This is a genomic window from Pseudomonas sp. Leaf58 (genome assembly GCF_003627215.1).
In the GTDB taxonomy this organism is placed as follows: Bacteria; Pseudomonadota; Gammaproteobacteria; order Pseudomonadales; family Pseudomonadaceae; genus Aquipseudomonas.
The window spans coordinates 3,359,852-3,373,786 of record NZ_CP032677.1 but is presented as its reverse complement, the minus strand read 5'-3'; the positions used below and the strand labels follow the sequence as shown (position 1 = coordinate 3,373,786).

Sequence of the window (13,935 nt, the reverse complement as noted above, 5' to 3'; positions counted from 1 at the left end):
GCGGCCCCTCTATTATCAACCGTTATGCCGCTCTTCAGCCCGGCACGCCGCTGCGGTAAACAGCACATCGGTCGACGAATTAAGCGCTGTCTCGGCCGAGTCCTGCAGCACGCCAATGATGAAGCCCACCGCCACCACCTGCATGGCAATCTCGCTAGGGATACCAAACAGGCTGCACGCCAGCGGAATCAACAGTAGCGAGCCGCCGGCCACACCCGAGGCGCCGCAGGCACAAATGGCGGCCACCACGCTTAGCAGCACTGCCGTCGGCAGGTCCACCGGAATACCCAGGGTGTGCACCGCAGCCAGGGTCAGCACGGTAATGGTGATTGCGGCACCGGCCATGTTGATGGTGGCCCCCAGCGGAATGGACACCGAGTAAGTGTCTTCGTGCAGGCCAAGGCGCTCCGACAGCGCCAGGTTGACCGGAATATTGGCCGCCGAGCTGCGGGTGAAAAACGCCGTGATGCCACTTTCGCGCAGGCACAGCAAGGTCAACGGGTAGGGGTTGCGGCGAATTTTCCAGAACACGATCAGCGGGTTCATCACCAGCGCCACGAACAGCATGCAGCCGATCAGCACCGCCAACAGGTGCAGGTAGCCGAGCAAGGCGTTCAGGCCCGATTGGGCCAGGGTGGCGCTGACCAGGCCAAAGATGCCCAGCGGGGCGAAGCGGATGACCACGCGCACGATCAAGGTGACGCCATTGGACAGGTCCTCGACTACGCTACGGGTGGTTTCGCCGGCATGGCGCAGGGCCACGCCCAAGCCAATGGCCCAGGTCAGCACGCCGATGAAGTTGGCGCTTAGCAATGCGTTGACCGGGTTGTCGACCGCGCTGAGCAACAGGTTCTGCAGCACCTCGGTGATGCCGCCCGGCGCGCTCAGCGTGGCTTCGCCGGTGCTCAGCACCAGGTTGGACGGGAATAACATGCTGGCGACCACGGCCACTACCGCGGCGCCGAAAGTGCCCAGCAGGTACAGCCACAGGATCGGGCGGATGTGGGTTTCCTGGCCGTGGCGGTGGTTGGCGATCGAGGCCATGACCAAGATGAACACCAGCACGGGGGCCACTGCCTTGAGGGCGCTGACGAACACTTTGCCGAGGAAGGCCAGGTCGCGGGCGATAGCGGGTGCGAGCAGGGCCAGGGCGATACCGGCGAGCAGGCCGATGACGATTTGCGTCACCAGGCTGGTACGGTTGAGAAGGCGGAGGACGGGGGTCATATGCAGCGATATCCCAGCATGTTCAAAAGGGCGCGACTTTACCATAGACCTTTGTCGAGCAGGTTCGGCCTCTTTGCGGGCAAGCCTGCTGCTGCAACGGCTGAGGCGGTTACCCGCGAGAGGGCCGTGGTGGCTACCAATGAAACAATTCCCGTCGCGCGCCCTCGGTAATCGCCATAATCCCCGGGTGCTTGACCTTGCGCTCCACCGAAATGGCATAGAACGACTCGTGCACGGCCTCGGTCTGGCCGATCAGTTGCACGCCATACTGGCGGCACACCTCCTCGGCGATCACGCTGGGCGCGACGAATATGCCGCTGCCCGACTGGCCAAACGCCTGCATCAGGGCACTGTCATCGAACTCGCCGACGATGCGTGGCTGCACCTGCTGCTCACCTAGCCAGCGCAGCAGGCGGCTGCGTACCACGGTTTCCTGCCCAGGAATCAGCAGGGGCGCATCTTGCAAGCAGGCTGGGAAGGGACCGGCATGAGCGCGTGCCAGGGCCGTTGTGGCGAAAAAGCTCAGCCCGCACTCGCCCAGCTTTTGGCTATAGCCCTTGATGTCCAAGTGGCTGGGCATGGGGCTGTCGGATATGACCAGGTCCAGGCGCTGGATCGCCAGGTCGGCCAGTAGCCGTTCGAGCTTGTCTTCGCGGCAGTTGATGCGCAGCACCTCGTCCAGCTCCATGGTCGGTGCCAGCAGGCGGTAGACGATGGACTTGGGCACCACGTCGGCCACGCCCACTCGGAACAGGATCTGCTCCTGCGGGCCGGCCCGCAGCATGGCCTCCAGCTCGCCACCCAGCTGGAACATCTGCTCGGCGTAGACCAGCGTTTGTCGCCCGGTTTCGGTCAGCTCCAGCTGGCGCCCGACGCGCTGGAACAACTCCAGGCCATAGGTTTGTTCAAACAGGCTGATCTGACCGCTGATAGTTTGCGGGGTCAGGTTCAACTGTTCACTGGCGCGGGTGATGCTGCCGGTCTTCGCCACGGCCCAAAAGTAGTGCAACTGGCGATAATTAAGCATCGGTGTCATCCGGATTCGCAAAAACCGAAGTATAACCGCTGAAAATACGAATTTTCCTGAAGTGTTGCCGTCTTTAGAATGCGACCCATCAGGCGCCTGTGCGCCTCAGGTATATCGACAAGCGAGGACCCCATGTTGCAACTTAAATCCATCGGCACGCCGCTGGTGCTGGCCTTGGCCCTGTTCACCCTGGCCGGTTGCGATCAGGCCGAAAAATCCGCCCAGCAGATGCTCGATCAGGCCGCGCAGTCGGCCAAGCAGGCTATCGACGACACCAACAAGGCTGCCCAGCAGGCGTTGAGCGAGGCCATCGGCGGCGAAGGGCAGAAGCCCAAGGGCGCCGAGCAGAAAGAAGACACTCAGGAAATCTGACCCCAACCGCCGCTGTAGGATTTGAACAATGGAATACTTGCTGGAACTCGCCGCTAGCCCTACCGCCTGGGTTGCCCTGGCAACGCTGATAGCCATGGAAGTTGTACTGGGCATCGACAACCTGATCTTCATCTCGATCCTGACCAACAAGCTGCCGGTGGCGTACCGCTCCAAAGCGCGCCGTATTGGTATCAGCATGGCCTTGGTCATGCGCTTGGCCTTGCTTAGCACGGTGGCCTGGATCGTCCAGCTGACCGACCCGGTGTTCGAAGTGTTCGGCAACGCCTTCTCCTGGAAGGACGTGATTCTGATTGCCGGTGGCTTGTTCCTGCTGTGGAAGGCGACCAAGGAGATCCATGAAAACGTCGACCCACACGGTGCCAAGGAAGAAGCCAAGGTTGCGTCAACGGTTACCCTGGGCTTTGCGGCGGCGATTTTCCAGATCCTGTTGCTGGACATCGTCTTCTCGGTCGACAGCATCATTACCGCCGTGGGCATGACCGAGCACTTGCCGATCATGATCATTGCGGTGATCACGGCAGTGATCGTCATGATGGTGGCTGCCGACCCGCTGGCCAACTTCATCAACGACAACCCGACCGTGGTAATGCTGGCCCTGGGCTTCCTGATCATGATCGGCATGACACTGATCGCCGAAGGTTTTGGCGCCCATGTACCGAAGGGTTATGTGTATGCAGCCATGGCGTTCTCGACGGTGATCGAGATGCTCAACATCTTCGCCCGGCGGGCGCGGTTGAAGCGCGAAGCCGCTGAGGGTTGATATGCCAAAGCGGGGCGCTTGCGCCCCGTTCGCGGGCAAGCCCGCGAATGGCCTGATGAAAATCTTGGGTCAGTGCGCCCCGGCATGCCGCCGCGCCCGGCGCTCAGGCTGTGGCTTGGTTGGAGCGTGCGGTGGCAGGGGGTGATGGGAATGTCGCCGCACGATACGCAGTACACCCCACAGCATGGCGGCTGCGACGCTCAGCCACATGCCCACCAGCATGAGGATTGCCATGGTCAGGCTCATCTGTGCCTCCATCTCTATGGTAAGCGCACGATTGGCCAGCGCTTGCCTTCCAGACACTGCTTTAGTCTAGCTCGCCCCGTGTGACGTTCCATTGACCGAAGGTCTATTGCTAGGTCCGATTCGCGCCAAGCCGCTGTCGGACTATACCCGCGCTATTGTCCGACCTATGATCGGTGGCCAGAGCTGGGCGCTGCCTGCCCGGCGTTGGAACAAGTGAGTGTCCATGCAGCAAGTTTCCGTCAAATCGCCGAACACTGCCCCACGCCGGTTGCTGTTAGCGTGCCTGGTGGCTGCCTGCCTGGCTGGCTGTGCCAGTGCGCCCCCTGCCAACCTCAAGGGCCTGCCGCAGCGGGTCGAGATCAGCAGCGTGCCGTTCTATCGCGGCAACGCCAACCACAGTGGGGCCATGGCCTTGGCGGCGGTGCTGTCGCAACAAAGCGCGCCAATTACCCCGGGGCTGCTGGAAAAAACCCTGAACCTGCCCCAAGGCGCCGAGGCGCTTGATACCGGTATCCCTCGCGTGGCGCGGGAATACGGCATGATGGTGTATCCGCTGGACAAGCAGCTGGACGCGCTGTTAGCCCAGGTGGCGGCGGGCAACCCGGTGTTATTGCGTTACGAGGACGGTTCGGCATGGTGGGGCGAGCCGCGTTATGCCGTGTTGATCGGCTACGACCGCTACAAGCAGCGGGTGCTGTTGCGTTCGGGTATGCACCGGCGGCAAGTGATGGCGTTCGGCAACTTCGCGTCAGCGTGGGCCAAGCAGGGCAGTTGGGCCGTGTTGGTGCAGCCGCCGCGGCAACTGCCGGCCCAAGTGGACCGTGAGCGCTGGTTGCGGGCTGCGGATGAGCTGGCGCGGGCGGGCCAGGAGATTGCGGCGAAGCAGGCCGTGAGTAGCCTGAACCAATAGTGGTGTCTGTGCCGGCCCTTTCGCGGGAACGCCCGCGCCCACAGGTACAGCACAGGATTTGAATATTGTGCAGTACCAGTGGGGGCGGGCGTGCCGGCGATAGGGCTAGCCCTGCTTACATCAGAAACCCAGGCGGTCGCGCAGGCTGTAGTACCAGGCGCCAATGGCGCTGAACGGCACGCGCAGCATCTGGCCACCGGGGAACGGGTAGTGTGGCAGGCCGGCAAAGGCGTCGAAACGCTCAGCCTGACCACGCAGGGCCTCGGCCAGTACTTTGCCCGCCAGGTGGGTGTAGGTTACACCGTGGCCCGAGCAGCCCTGGGAGTAGTAAATGTTGTCACCGATACGGCCAACCTGCGGCAGACGCGACAGGGTGAGCAGGAAGTTGCCGGTCCAGGCGTAGTCGATCTTCACGTTCTTCAGCTGCGGGAAGGCCTTGAGCATTTTCGGGCGGATGATCGCCTCGATGTTGGCCGGGTCACGCGCGCCATACACCACGCCACCGCCGAAGATCAGGCGCTTGTCGCTGGTCAGGCGGTAATAATCGAGCAGGTAGTTGCAGTCCTCGACGCAGTAATCCTGCGGCAACAGCGTGCGTGCCAGCTCCTCGCCCAGCGGCTCGGTGGTGATGACCTGGGTGCCGCATGGCATGGACTTGGCGGCCAGCTCCGGTACCAGGTTGCCCAAGTAGGCGTTGCCGGCAACGATGATGAACTTGGCGCGGATTTTACCCTGCGGGGTGTGCACCACTGGGTTGGCGCCACGCTCGATGCGTACCGCCGGGGTTTGCTCATAGATGATGCCGCCCAGCGACTCAACCGCGGCGGCTTCGCCCAGGGCCAGGTTCAGCGGGTGGATGTGGCCGCCGCTCATGTCGAGCATGCCGCCAATGTAGCTGTCGCAGGCGACCACTTCACGGATGCGCTTTTGGTCCATCAGCTCCAGCTGATTATGGCCAAAGCGTTCCCACAGGCGCTTTTGCGACTCCAGGTGGCCCATTTGTTTGCTGGTGAGGGCGGCGAACACGCCGCCGTCTTTCAGGTCGCACTGAATGTTGTACTTGGCCACACGCTCACGAATGATGCGCCCGCCTTCGAAAGCCATGTGGCCGAGCAGTTGCGCCTGCTTAGGGCCGACGGTGCGCTCGATGACGTCGATGTCGCGGCTGTAGCTGTTGACGATTTGGCCACCGTTGCGGCCGGATGCGCCGAAACCGACCTTGGCCGCTTCGACGATGCTCACCTTGAAACCGTTCTCCAGCAGGAACAGGGCGCTGGACAGGCCGGTGTAGCCGGCGCCGATGATGCACACATCGGTCTCCACCTCACCCTGCAGCGCCGGACGTGGCGGCACCGGGTTAGCCGAGGCGGCGTAGTAGGACTGGGGGTAGGGGGTGTTAGCCATGCTGCAGGAACCTCGTGTTTTATATTTTTAACGAATGTACTGATGCTATCAATAATAATAAACACCCGCTAGTCGTCCGTTGAAAATCCTTTACTCGGTCCCTGTCAGCGCGTCTGTCTATAAAGAGTTTAAGATTCAGTGAGTTAGCGCGAAAAAAAGTGTTGACAGGGTTTTTGGAATGCGTAGAATGCGCACCACACGACAGGCACATAGCTCAGTTGGTTAGAGCACCACCTTGACATGGTGGGGGTCGTTGGTTCGAGTCCAATTGTGCCTACCAAATCGAAGAAGGGGTGATCCGCAAGGGTCGCCCCTTTTTTCATTGGGATTTTATTCCCGCCTTTGGCGGCTGCGCAGCCGATCGCGACGCAAGGCCACGGTCATGCGGGCGCAAAGCGGCGCCTGCGCAAAAAACTCCAAAGTTTTTGATTTTTCTCAAAAAAACGCTTTACAGGCGCGCATTGGATCACTAATATGCGCACCACACGACAGGCACATAGCTCAGTTGGTTAGAGCACCACCTTGACATGGTGGGGGTCGTTGGTTCGAGTCCAATTGTGCCTACCAAGCGAAAGTCCCGGTTATCCGGGCCCAAAAAGGGCGATCCGAAAGGATCGCCCTTTTTGCGTTTGGCGTTTTGCGCGGGGCGCCCACTGTCCGAATAGCCGTATGGCGAATTGCGACTATAGTGAGTCTCTAGCAATAGGTTCAGAGATGCGGCTATGCCTTCGATTGATGTGTCGCCTCCCTTGAGCCTGCGCAGACGGGCCATGTGGGCCAGCGCGTTGAATCTTTTCGCTGTTTTCGCCTCTCAGGCCATTCGCTTGGGTGGCAATCTGGTGATCACCCGCCTGTTGGTGCCAGAAATGTTCGGCATCATGGCCATTGCGACCACTGTTGCAGTGCTGCTGCAGATGCTTTCCGACGTGGGGCTACGGCAAAACGTCATTCAGAGTTCGCGCGGCGACGAACCGTTGTTTCTCGATACTGTGTGGACCGTGCAGATCGTCCGGGGCTTTGTACTGTTCCTTTTGACGTTGTTATTGGCCCTGGGTGCCCAGTTCACGCAGTACATTCAGCTGTGGCCAGCGCAGTCCACCTACGCCTCACCCGAGCTCCCGATGGTGCTGGCGATATCAGGCATCGCCGCGATCATCTATGGCTTCCAGTCACCCAAAATTGATGTGGCCATTCGTCTTTTCCAGCAGAAGAGGGTAGTCATCGCCGAACTGATTTCGCAGGTGGTCGGTTTGCTAGTAATGCTCGTGGCAGGCTACCTCACACGCTCTATCTGGTCATTGGTGGCGGCGGGCCTGGTGGGTACCCTGGTTTTCACTGTTCTTAGTCACGTGATCTTCCAGGGGCCGCGCAATCGCCTGCGCTGGGACCGGGACGCGCTGCGCGAGGTGTTCGATTACGGGCGCTGGATCTTGCTGTCGTCCTCCGTAGGGGTGTTAGCGATGCAGGGCGACCGGATATGGTTCGGCGGCAGTATGTCGGCCACGGAGCTGGGGGTATATTCCATCGCCGTCTCCATCCTTGGGGTGATTCAGTCGGTCCTGCAGCGGCTGGCCGGGGCGGTTGCCTTACCGGCCTTCAGTGAGGCGACGAGAGATGGCGATAAAGAACGGGTACGCACCCTTTATTACCGCTCCAGGATGTTGTTCGACCTCAGCTCGCTGTTTGCTTGCGGTGTTCTGCTAACGGCCAGCCCCCTGCTGATCGGTTGGCTCTATGACGCTCGTTATGCCGGCGCCGGCAATACCATCGCCATTCTCTCGCTGTCGCTTTTTACCTTGCGTTTCACGCTGGCACACCAGCTCTGGCTGGCCATGGGGCTGACCAAGTACGTGGCGATGGATAACATAATCCGGGTGGTGGCGCTGTTCGTCCTGCTGCCGGTTTTGATGGCGATTGGTGGCGTAACCTATGCCATATGGGGGGTGGCCCTGCATACCTACTTCACGCTGTTGCTGATTTTCAAGGTTAACCGGCAACTGGGCCTGCTGGACCTGAAACGCGAGTTTGTCGTACTGCCCGCCCTGCCAATCGGCGTCTTGTTCGGCGAAATGATAACCAAGCTGTTTGCCTGAGTGGGCCGTCAAGGCGTGGGCAGGTAAGCACTTGGCCGGGTACAAACACTGTGCTGTGAATAAGGACAAGGTAAGACAGCATGATTTATAGAGCGATAGTGAAAAGCGTGTTTGTCCTGCATCCTGGCTATTCGCTGCGTGCCTTGCGCAACAAGCTACGGCTGGGGTTGCTCATTGTGCGTCATTGGCCCGGGCTCAAAGGTTATCTGCAGCGCCTGCGCACCACGCTTGGCCCAGAGGGATTCCAGCGCTTGGGGGAGGACTGCATCGGCCTCGCCCAGTGGCCCTACATCAGCAAATCGTGGGCGGCGCAAACCCGTTTCGATGCGCTGGCTTCGCACTATGAGGTGGTTGCTGAGTGTTGCCAGCCGCTGTTGCTGCTGGGCCGGGACGATTCCCTGCCGCTGGCTGACTTGACCCAATATTCCCCCAATTGCACCCTAGTGTTGGACCGGGCGTTTTGGTTCATGCGTGAGGGAGAGCTGGTGCTGAACCTGTTCCAGGGTGAGTTGCGCGTTGCCTCGCTGGCTTTCACCCTGTCTCGCTCGGAGGAAGGGTTGTGCATGTTCATCGGCGCGGTACAGGGCATTCACAAAGGCGTGGACAGCGAAACGTCACTGAATATCTACCGAGTCTTGACCAAGGACTTCGAAGGGCTACGCCCGCGCAGCCTGCTGATCGAGGTTCTCAGGCATATCGCCCATGGGCTTGGCGTGACCAAGCTCTATGCCATTGGCGACGGCTACCGTCACCATCGCCATCCCTATTTCGGCAAGGACAAATCCCAAGAATTGCTGGCCAATTATGACGTCATTTGGCAAGAGCACGGGGCGACGGCGTCCGAGCGCAAAGACTTCTTCAGCATCCCCCTGGTTGTTGCTCGACCGCCCCTGGATCAGATAGCCGCCAAGAAGCGCGCGATGTATCGCCGCCGCTATGAACTGCTGGATAGCCTATTCGCGCAAATGGACAGTGTGGTGCGCCATCAGGTGGTGACCCGTGGCAGGGGTGGGCTGGAATCGCTGGGCGGGGCATGCTCGGAAAATACGGCGTAGGGTAAGTGGTTGCTACGTTCCGCTATAGGCACAAAGGGAAAATTGGCGCCATGAAATATTCAGTTACCTGTGATTATTCACTGAATAATCAATAAGTAAGCGGTCTTGACAGATTATTTTCGCGCACCTTTAATCGTGGGTATCTGTCAATTCAAGGCACTTGGTTGTTACAGGTGGCTGACTGTTTATTTGGCAGCGCTCCTCGCAGGTCATCGGGGTAAACTCCAAGGATTTGAAATGAGAGAACGTATACGAGAGCTCCTAACGCCGTCGATGCGCTTCGAAATAAGAAAGTCCCTCAATTGGGCCCGGGACATAATGGGGCGCGCGTGTTTGTGGCGTTGGGAAGTCGCCAGGTTCCGCCTGCAAACAAATAACGATTACGAAGTGCTTTATGTCGGCAGAAAAGACCGCAAGGATATGGCCAAGCTGCTCATTGGCGGTAAACTCGAGGCCGACGCCAGCTCCGCCGATGGCGCGCAACAGGCAACCGGCGCGTCCCATACCGTGCTGATCAGCGAGATGCCCAGTGCCGGTGCCCTGTATGTGCCGCATTACCTAAGCGCAGTCATCCCCCTAGGGCGCCCGCTGGAAGAAATCACTGCACGCTATGACGGTGAACTGCGGCGTAACATCCGCAAATGTCGGCCGTTGTATCGCATGCAGCAGGTGCTGACGGACGAGGAGATCGCCAAGGCCGACCGGGAGATGCTGCAGCCTTATGCCCAGGCGCGGCATGGCCTGTATGCCAAGCAATTCGACTCGCAGGACGTGCTGCGCATCGCCAAAACCGTAGGCCGGCTCGACCTGATCATGCAAGGCGATGAGGTGGTCGCCTGCCATTTTGGTTGCGTGATAACCCGGGCCGGGAAGCGCTACTGGAGCACGCTGCGCTTCGGCTACCCCGAAGCCGTTTTCAACGACCCCAAACGCCTGCGCGAGGTTAACTCGATCACCACCTTCATGGCCTTGGAGTGGGCCATTGAACAGGGTTTCGATTACTACGATATCGGCCAATGCCTAGCTCGCCCGGACGATGGGCTTTTGAAATGGAAGCGCCGGCGTGGTGGTGATGTGGATACCTTGGGTAACCAGGCCTATATGTTCGTCCGGTTGCCAAAAACCGGTAGTGCAAAGTTTCTCTGGGAGTTTCCATTGTTCGCCGTAGAGGGCAACAAGCTCACGCTTCACTTGGGTTTGCCGGATGGGCCAAGTGAAGAGGAAATCGTCGACCGCTATCGCGAAATGGTATTCGGCGGTTTATTCAAGATATACCTTCATTGTGCAAAGGCGCCTGGCGAGTTGCTAATGGAGAGCCTGCGTGATCGTTATGCCCACTTCCAATCTCCGCCCATTCTGGAAAGAGTTTCGTCCAACTGAGCGTGAAAGATAGTCTTTCAAGAGAGCGCTTCATGAAGAACGACATTTTGGATGTAGAGACACCAGGAACTGCCCAGAAAAGTTGGAGTTTGGCCGCCTACAAGTATCTCGCCAGAAAGCGGCTGGGGCGCAAGGCATCGGAAAACTTGAAAAGCCTGGCGGTCAAAACCTGGGAAATCGCCCCGGCAGAGGATACCCCGGCGCCCCCGGCTATTTTCCTGCCGAATCAGTGGGAGCGCGTGACCGGCTGGGAAGCGACACGGTTCTTTCCTTTCGAGCATCCGCGCCGGACCATGGAAGGCTTGGGCAGCGTGGCACAGGGGCCGACCCGTGGCTATCTGATCAAGGACGTCATGTTGATCGATGGGGCGTTGTATAAAGACCATGCCAGCTTTTGGCTGTCTGACCGGCCTAGTCGCTTACCACGGATCGTTGTCGAACATGAGGTCCAACGGGGGGCTGCTTATTGCTCACGTTACGGTAACCGTTGGTTTGGTACATGGCTGGCCGAGGACTGCGTCACTTATGCCTTGGCCTGTAACGAAGGGGTGCCGGTGACCACGGCGCCGTCAAGCCGGTTTCCTCTTTTCTCCCAGGCTCCGGCCTACGAAGATTGGCTTGGCATGCAACCGCTTCGGCTGCGCAGTGCCTACTTTCGCGAGCTGGTACTGTTCGACGACGCCAGCCACAACACCAGCCAGTCGATAAGATACCGCGCCATGGGCCAGAAGCTGCTCTCGCGGGTGAACTACCAGCCTCACCCGGGTGTGTTCATCTTGCGGGGTTGCGCTGGTGATCTACGCCTGCTGCACAACGAACTGGAAATCGCCGAGCATCTGCAAAAACATCGGGGTTTTCGCGTCCTTGACCCCTTGAAGAGCGACCTGCGAACCATCGTGGAAACCTGCGCTGGGGCGCGGGTAGTGGTGGGCGTTGAGGGCAGCCAGCTCATCCATGGTGTCAATGTGCTAGCTCCCGGTGCTTCGGTCGTGACCTTGCAACCACCGGATCGCTTTGTGTGCTTTTACAAGTACCTGACCGACCGTGACCAGCAGCATTTCGCCTTCGTGGTTGGCATCCCCAATGGCGACAACTTCCGAATCGACCTCAATGAGCTCGAAAGGACCTTGGACCTGCTGCCGGCATGACCGGGTGCGGTGCGCCATGCTGAAGGGCGGGCCATTGGTTGCACCATGTAACGTATGGGCGCGGTCCTGGACCGCGGCCAGCATGCTAGAATCCGCGCCTTCGAAATTGGAGGTACACGCGTGCGCAAACTGGCTGTGGTAATGGCAGTGCTCGCCCTGGCGGGCTGTGAGAACGAGGTCGAAGGCGTGCACAAACAGGTGGCCGAACACCTGCACAACCCCAAGACCGCCAAGTTCGGCAACGTACGGATCGACACCCAGGGCACCATTTGCGGGCAGGTACGTGGCAAGGACGATGCCGGCCAGTACGAGGCCTACCGCAGCTACGTGGCGATCAAGCGTGATGGCCAGTACCAAATCATCGTCGACGACAGCGGCAACAACCTGCGTATCCGCGAAATGTGTGGTGGCGCCGACCTGCAGCGCCGCGCTGAGGCCTTGGCCGACCAGCCGGCACCGCAAGGCTGGGACGTCGAAGTGATCCAGGGTGCCAACATGGGCGCACTCAGCGACATGACCGCGCGCCTGATCGAAAAGGGCATCCCGTCTTCGGTGGAGTACCGCGATGGCAAGCCGGTGGTGCTGATGGGGCCGTTCCCTAGCCGTGAGCAAGCCGAAGCACGCAAGGCCGAGGTCATGGCCAAACTGGGCACCGATTCGGTAGTCATTCAGCACGGCGCAGCACGCTAAACCCCGCGCGAGCGGCTGCTATTACAGGGGCAGGCAGCACAGTCACGCTTGCGCTAGACATTGTTCACACAAGTTTGGCTATGCTAGGCAGGAAGATGCCGAACGGGGAGGGCCTCATGTCTACACTGGAGCGGGCCATTGCCGTGGCCGCCAGGGCGCATGAAGGGCAATACGACAAGGGTGGGGCAGCATATATCCTCCACCCGTTACGCGTGATGATGCGGGTTTCCACGCCGGAGCAACGGATTGTCGCGGTGCTTCACGATGTGATCGAAGACACCCCGGTGACCTTGTCCGACCTGGCGCGTGAGGGCTTCGCGCTGAAAATCCTGGCCGCCTTGCTGGCGCTTAGCCGCCGCGAGGGCGAGTCTTACCAAGACTTTGTGGCGCGCCTGGGCGGTGACTCGCTGGCGCGCACCGTCAAGTTGGCCGACTTGGCTGATAACAGCGACCTTTCGCGCATCCCTTGCCCGGGCCCCGCCGACCTGGAGCGGCTGGCGCGTTACCGTGCAGCCAGCGCCTATTTGCAGGCGCTGACCTGAGGTTCAGCCACAGGCCTTGAGGTTTACCGGCCCGACAAACTCATTGCCCCGCCCCATCACACAGGCGACCTGCTGGTTGCGCTGACGTTCCCAGGCTTGCGGCGGGTAGGTCTTGTTCCAGGCTTCGAACAACTGGCGGTCCTGCTTGGACAAGCGCAGGTTGTACTGTTTGCTCATGTAGAAGTAGGTGCGCGCGATCATGCCGCGGATCGACGGGCGTGGCATAACTTTCTTGGCCTTGAAGTCGACCTGGGTCAGGCAACTGCCGTACTGGCCGCGTTGCTCGGGCAGCCAGCCGAAACTGAAGTTACTGCGGTCGCCGTTGACCTCGCCGATGCTCGGCACCAGGTTGTGCAGGTCGGCCTCGGCCCGCTTGTACGCCTCGTCATGCTGCGCGCACTGCTTGCGCCCGCCGCTCTGCCAGCACTGGCGCTGATGGCCGATTTGCCAGGCCGGCACGATGTGCTCCCACTCGATGCGTGATGCCCGCTGGGCGTTTTTACGCGGGGCATAGCCGCAGGATGCCAGGTCGACTTTGTTGCCTTTGTACTTGCAGCCGCAATAGAACTCGGTCGATTGCGGTGCATACAGCTTCCAGGCGACCTTCTTTGCCTCCTGGAAGGTCCGTGGGGCGTCGGCCTGCACCAAGGGCGTGGTCAGCAATAGGCAAACAGCCGCGAAAAGCGAAACTCTCATGCGCGGTCAGTCTTCCTTCGGAACGGTCCAGAAAACCTGCACGCCGCCATCGTCGCGGTGGGCGAGGGTGACGTTGTCGTTTTCGGCGATTTCCGCGAGCAGGGTTTCCCAGTCTTCCGGGGTTTCCTGTTCCAGGCGAAAAATCAGCGCCGCGCGGCTGCGTTGGGCAGTGGGGCTGTTGATGATCTTCTGGATGCGCATACCCAATTGTTCATAGCTGCTCGGGGTGGCGGAGGCGGTGCTGGACACAGGCATTTCCTTGTTTTGCTGTATGCACATACAGTATTTCACTGTAAGTAATTTCGCAACAGCTTGCCCGGCGAAAAACACTAGGCATCAGCAAGCCTCACGGCTGTGCTTGGGA

General features: G+C 60.0%; 15 protein-coding genes and 2 tRNA genes. 11 read left to right on the top strand and 6 right to left on the bottom strand.

Annotation, left to right across the window (positions count from 1 at the left end; all coding sequences use genetic code 11):
* Positions 1 to 15 precede the first annotated feature (15 nt).
* Positions 16 to 1,227, bottom strand: coding sequence for a serine/threonine transporter SstT (gene sstT, locus DV532_RS15685; RefSeq protein ID WP_056805312.1), 1,212 nt, complete (start codon positions 1,225 to 1,227; stop codon positions 16 to 18).
* A gap of 133 nt (positions 1,228 to 1,360) precedes the next feature.
* Complete coding sequence (nhaR, locus tag DV532_RS15680; protein ID WP_056802864.1) at positions 1,361 to 2,254, bottom strand: transcriptional activator NhaR; 894 nt, start codon at positions 2,252 to 2,254, stop codon at positions 1,361 to 1,363.
* A gap of 132 nt (positions 2,255 to 2,386) precedes the next feature.
* Between nhaR and DV532_RS15675 the strand changes: the two genes are divergently transcribed.
* Positions 2,387 to 2,626 carry a hypothetical protein gene (locus DV532_RS15675; RefSeq protein WP_056802861.1) on the top strand — a complete coding sequence of 80 codons (240 nt, stop codon included), beginning with the start codon at positions 2,387 to 2,389 and terminating at the stop codon, positions 2,624 to 2,626.
* Positions 2,627 to 2,654: 28 nt separating this feature from the next.
* On the top strand, positions 2,655 to 3,407 hold the full coding sequence (locus DV532_RS15670) for a TerC family protein (RefSeq protein ID WP_056802857.1): 753 nt from the start codon (positions 2,655 to 2,657) through the stop codon (positions 3,405 to 3,407).
* 69 nt (positions 3,408 to 3,476) lie between these two features.
* Here DV532_RS15670 and DV532_RS30390 read toward each other — a convergent pair whose 3' ends face one another.
* The gene (locus tag DV532_RS30390; RefSeq protein WP_162948975.1) at positions 3,477 to 3,653 is read right to left on the bottom strand and encodes a hypothetical protein; all 177 of its coding nucleotides are present in this window, start codon (positions 3,651 to 3,653) and stop codon (positions 3,477 to 3,479) included.
* Positions 3,654 to 3,876: 223 nt separating this feature from the next.
* On the opposite strand from DV532_RS30390, the gene DV532_RS15665 reads away from it, so the two are divergent.
* Positions 3,877 to 4,563: a peptidase C39 family protein gene (locus tag DV532_RS15665; protein WP_056802853.1), complete on the top strand. Its 687-nt coding sequence runs from the start codon at positions 3,877 to 3,879 to the stop codon at positions 4,561 to 4,563.
* Between the two features lie 120 nt (positions 4,564 to 4,683).
* On the opposite strand, the gene DV532_RS15655 is transcribed toward DV532_RS15665, so the two are convergent.
* Positions 4,684 to 5,967, bottom strand: a complete 1,284-nt coding sequence (locus DV532_RS15655) for an FAD-binding oxidoreductase (RefSeq protein ID WP_056802850.1) — start codon at positions 5,965 to 5,967, stop codon at positions 4,684 to 4,686.
* Between the two features lie 203 nt (positions 5,968 to 6,170).
* On the opposite strand from DV532_RS15655, the gene DV532_RS15650 reads away from it, so the two are divergent.
* From DV532_RS15650 to DV532_RS15615, 8 genes are all read left to right on the top strand, one after another.
* Positions 6,171 to 6,247 (top strand) — tRNA-Val (locus DV532_RS15650).
* Positions 6,248 to 6,457: 210 nt separating this feature from the next.
* Positions 6,458 to 6,534: transfer RNA gene (locus tag DV532_RS15645), tRNA-Val, on the top strand.
* Between the two features lie 155 nt (positions 6,535 to 6,689).
* A complete protein-coding gene (locus DV532_RS15640; protein ID WP_056802848.1) occupies positions 6,690 to 8,060 on the top strand; it encodes an oligosaccharide flippase family protein in 1,371 nt (456 codons plus the stop codon).
* Positions 8,061 to 8,140: 80 nt separating this feature from the next.
* Positions 8,141 to 9,115, top strand: coding sequence for a DUF535 family protein (locus DV532_RS15635; protein WP_056802843.1), 975 nt, complete (start codon positions 8,141 to 8,143; stop codon positions 9,113 to 9,115).
* Positions 9,116 to 9,352: 237 nt separating this feature from the next.
* A complete protein-coding gene (locus DV532_RS15630) occupies positions 9,353 to 10,495 on the top strand; it encodes a hypothetical protein (protein WP_056802840.1) in 1,143 nt (380 codons plus the stop codon).
* A 32-nt stretch (positions 10,496 to 10,527) separates the two neighbouring features.
* Positions 10,528 to 11,643: a glycosyltransferase family 61 protein gene (locus DV532_RS15625; protein ID WP_056802837.1), complete on the top strand. Its 1,116-nt coding sequence runs from the start codon at positions 10,528 to 10,530 to the stop codon at positions 11,641 to 11,643.
* 120 nt (positions 11,644 to 11,763) lie between these two features.
* Positions 11,764 to 12,333, top strand: a complete 570-nt coding sequence (locus DV532_RS15620; RefSeq protein WP_056805307.1) for an SPOR domain-containing protein — start codon at positions 11,764 to 11,766, stop codon at positions 12,331 to 12,333.
* A gap of 116 nt (positions 12,334 to 12,449) precedes the next feature.
* Entirely contained in the window at positions 12,450 to 12,875 is a 426-nt protein-coding gene (locus DV532_RS15615; protein WP_056802834.1) for a GTP pyrophosphokinase, read from the top strand.
* 3 nt (positions 12,876 to 12,878) lie between these two features.
* On the opposite strand, the gene DV532_RS15610 is transcribed toward DV532_RS15615, so the two are convergent.
* Positions 12,879 to 13,571, bottom strand: coding sequence for an endonuclease (locus tag DV532_RS15610; RefSeq protein WP_056802831.1), 693 nt, complete (start codon positions 13,569 to 13,571; stop codon positions 12,879 to 12,881).
* Positions 13,572 to 13,577: 6 nt separating this feature from the next.
* Positions 13,578 to 13,820 carry a DUF1654 domain-containing protein gene (locus DV532_RS15605; protein ID WP_056802828.1) on the bottom strand — a complete coding sequence of 81 codons (243 nt, stop codon included), beginning with the start codon at positions 13,818 to 13,820 and terminating at the stop codon, positions 13,578 to 13,580.
* Positions 13,821 to 13,935: the final 115 nt, after the last annotated feature.